The 3,275-nt window shown below is 68.4% G+C and carries 4 protein-coding genes and 1 pseudogene; 1 reads left to right on the plus strand and 4 read right to left on the minus strand.

Annotated features, from left to right (window positions below):
* The first annotated feature begins 232 nt into the window (after positions 1-232).
* A complete protein-coding gene (locus tag QZH66_RS14610; protein WP_345783853.1) occupies positions 233-1,264 on the plus strand; it encodes a BPSS1780 family membrane protein in 1,032 nt (343 codons plus the stop codon).
* Positions 1,265-1,565: 301 nt separating this feature from the next.
* Here QZH66_RS14610 and tatC read toward each other — a convergent pair whose 3' ends face one another.
* The 4 genes and pseudogenes from tatC to QZH66_RS14630 all read right to left on the minus strand — a co-directional run.
* A complete protein-coding gene (gene tatC / locus QZH66_RS14615; protein WP_305806656.1) occupies positions 1,566-2,315 on the minus strand; it encodes a twin-arginine translocase subunit TatC in 750 nt (249 codons plus the stop codon).
* Positions 2,312-2,800 (minus strand): Sec-independent protein translocase protein TatB, encoded by a 489-nt coding sequence (tatB, locus tag QZH66_RS14620; RefSeq protein WP_305806657.1) that lies wholly within the window; start codon positions 2,798-2,800, stop codon positions 2,312-2,314. The genes tatC and tatB overlap by 4 nt, the downstream gene beginning before the upstream one ends.
* Before the next feature lie 15 nt (positions 2,801-2,815).
* A complete protein-coding gene (gene tatA, locus QZH66_RS14625; protein ID WP_305806658.1) occupies positions 2,816-3,046 on the minus strand; it encodes a Sec-independent protein translocase subunit TatA in 231 nt (76 codons plus the stop codon).
* Between the two features lie 74 nt (positions 3,047-3,120).
* A pseudogene (locus QZH66_RS14630) lies at positions 3,121-3,275 on the minus strand (ligand-binding protein SH3); the annotation flags it as partial.

Raw genomic sequence — 3,275 nt, forward strand, 5'->3', positions numbered from 1 at the left:
CGCGCCACGGGCGCGGCAGCTGCTGCGCCGCTTCGTCCGCCATGTGCGCGGCGCCGCGTAGACCCGGCGCAACGTCTGGCGGCGCTTCCGGTCACCTCGGCACCGGATCGCCCCGCTGCGTCCCTGGCGGCAGTTGCACCGCCGTTTCGCGCCCTGCTCGCTCCGTTCGCCGGTTCCAGCGATAATCGGCGTACGCCGGACGATGCCGGCGTCCCCCTGCTTCGGAATTTGAATGAGCGAGATTCGCAAGGTGCCGGCCTCCGCCGGCGCGGAATGGCTGTTGACCGGCTTTGCGCTGCTGCGCAAGGCCCCGTTGGCGTTGGGCACGCTGGGCATGATCTGGGGGCTGGTGGCGATGCTGGTGATGGCCGCGGCCATGCTCAGCCCGGTGCTGGCGCTGCCGTTGCAGTTCCTGTTGCTGCTGGCCGGGCCGATCGCGTTTGGCGGGATNTTGGGCACGCTGGGCATGATCTGGGGGCTGGTGGCGATGCTGGTGATGGCCGCGGCCATGCTCAGCCCGGTGCTGGCGCTGCCGTTGCAGTTCCTGTTGCTGCTGGCCGGGCCGATCGCGTTTGGCGGGATGGTATGGGCGGTGCGCGAGGTCGATCAGGGCCGTCGCGCGCAGCCGGCGCATCTGCTGCAGGGCCTGCATGAGGGGCGTGCGCCGCACCTGCTGACCACGCTGCTGCCGCAGGTGGCCGCCGGGCTGGTGCTGGGTGTGCTGCTGCTGCTGTTGCTGGGCAGTGACGGCCTGCGCCAGCTGGGCGAGGTCACCACCCGGCTCAACGAACTGAGCCAGGCCGGCGCCCAGCCGGACCCGGCGGTGATCGAATCGCTGATTGCCACGCTGCCGGCCGGCCGCATCCTGCTGTGGCTGCTGCTGGTGATCGTCAGCTTCGCGGCGATGACGCTGGCGCTGTTCACCCTGACCCCGCAGGTGATGTTCGACCACCGTGGTGGATTTGCGGCGATGCGCCAGAGCCTGCGCGCCTGCCTGCACAACCTGCTGCCGATGCTGGTGTTCTTCGTGCTCGGGCTGGTGGCGGTGTTTGCGATCTACTTCGCGGTGATGATGGTGGCGTTGTTCGCGCAACTGATCGGCGGCGCGATGCTGGGGCTGTGGGTGGCACAGCTGCTGCTGATGGGCGTGGTGATGCCGCTGTTCGCCGGTGCGGTCTATGCCGCGTGGAAACAGATGTTCGGCCATGCCGACGCCCCGCAACCTCCGTCGATACCCGGTCCGGACAACATTTTCGCGGCGTGACCTGCAAAACCCCGGCCCGCGCCGGGGTTTTTTATGGAGCTTTGCGGCGCTCGCGCCGTGGCCCCACGCAGCCGGAGCGGCCGGGCGGGCCCGCCGCGCTGCCGGGCTGGATCCGATTCCATTGAGCGACCCGGTCATCGCAACGGCCGCCGGCGCAAAGCGCGGCAGCGACGCCTGGGCAACGCCGACCAACGGTCGGCGCTACCGCCTCCCGGGCCGCGGGTCACCTCTCTGCGGAGCCCCGTATTTCAAACGGTGCCACGAGGCGTCAGCGAACACCGGACGCCTGGCGACACGTTCGTTATTGCGGCTGTTCTTCTTTGTTGCCGGGGCGCGGCAGCAACCAGCGCGCGGCGTGGATGCCCAGCTCGTACAGCACGCACATCGGCAGGGCCAGCATCAGCTGCGACACCACGTCAGGGGGCGTCAGCACCGCGGCGACCACGAAAATGCCGACCACCGCATAGCCGCGGCCCTCGCGCAGCTGCTGCGGCGTGACCCAGCCCAGCAGCACCAGGATCACCATCGCCACCGGCAGCTCGAAGCTGGCACCGAAGGCGAAGAAGATCGCCAGCACGAAATCCAGGTAGGCGCTGGCATCCGGGGTGATGGCGATCACGTCCGGGCGGAACGTGGTCAGGAAGTGGAATACCGACGGCAGCACCAGGAAATAGGCGAAGGCGCAGCCGATGTAGAACAGCGCGATCGCCGAGCCCAGCAGCGGTAGCGCCAGCCGCTTCTCGCGGGCATACAGCCCCGGCGCGACAAACGCCCACGCCTGGTACAGCAGCCACGGCACGCTCACGAACACCGCGGTGAAGAAGGTCAGTTTCAGCGGTGCGAAAAACGCGCCGGCCGGATTGATGGCGATCATCGATTGTCCGGCCGGAAGCTGGGAAACCAGCGGCGTCGCCAGATGCGTGTACAGCGTGCGTGCGAACGGCAGCAGCGCCAGCACCACCACGCCCAGCCCCAGCAGCGCGCGCACCAGCCGCCCACGCAGCTCGATCAGGTGTTCGATCAGGGGGCTTTCCAGATTGCCGTCGCTCATCGCCGGATTTCGCTGTCTGCCGTGGCCGGCGCCGTAGCCGCACCCGGCGCATCGCCGGCCACCGCTTCCACCGCGGACGGGGCTTCAGTGGACGAGGCGGGCGGTTCTTCCTGCGCAATCACCGGGGTGCCGCCGCTATCGCCCTGTTGGGTGACCCCATCGCCGTCCACTTCGGCGCCCAGCGTGCCGCCGTGCTGTTCCACCTGCCGCCGCAGCTGTTCGGCATCGTGCTGCAGTTGCCGGCTGCCATCGCGCAGTGTGCTTTGCGCCTGCTGCAGCGAGTCGCGGACGTCATGGACGTTGCGCTTGAGCTCGTCGGCATGCAGCTCGCGCTCCAGCTCCTGTTTCACCGAATCCCACTGGTTGCGCGCGCGCCGCACCCACAGCCCGGCAAACCGCGCCGCCTTGGGCAGCCGTTCCGGGCCCAGCACCACCAGCGCGACCACTGCAATCACCAGCAGCTCGCTGAATCCGATATCGAACACGCGGCAGGTTTCCGGTCAGCGCGGGTCGCGTTCGTCGTGTTCGGCCTGCTTTTCGCGGGCCTGCGCTTCGCTGCGCGACTGGTCGCCCAGCTGCGGCGCCGGCTTGTCCTCGTCACGCATCCCTTTCTTGAATTCCTTGACCGCGCTGCCCAGATCCTTGGCGCCACTCGTCAACCGCTTGGTGCCGAACACCAGCAGCACGATGACCAGCACGACTATCCAGTGCCAGATGCTGAAACCGCCCATGATCCGCTCGCGTTATCTGTATGAAGGTTGTCGAGCATAACGCACCGGGCATTACCGGTTCGCTATGCCAAAGGTCAGTGGCCGCCGTCCAGGGTTTCGGTGCGGATCTCGCCATCGGATACCGGCTGGAAACCCTGCTGCGGCAAGCTCTGCGCCGATTGCGGCTGCAGCGGCGCGGTACTGGCGCCGTTCCCGGCGGTCGGCGCGCCGACCGCCACCGGCGCGATCC

It is taken from the genome of Stenotrophomonas sp. YIM B06876 (assembly GCF_030711595.1).
In the GTDB taxonomy this organism is placed as follows: Bacteria; Pseudomonadota; Gammaproteobacteria; order Xanthomonadales; family Xanthomonadaceae; genus Stenotrophomonas.

What these genes read in the sequence shown, in the direction of transcription:
- tatC (WP_305806656.1), bottom strand. Translation starts at nt 2,315, where the DNA reads ATGAGCGACGGCAATCTGGAAAGCCCCCTGATCGAACACCTGATCGAG.
- tatA (WP_305806658.1), bottom strand. Translation starts at nt 3,046, where the DNA reads ATGGGCGGTTTCAGCATCTGGCACTGGATAGTCGTGCTGGTCATCGTG.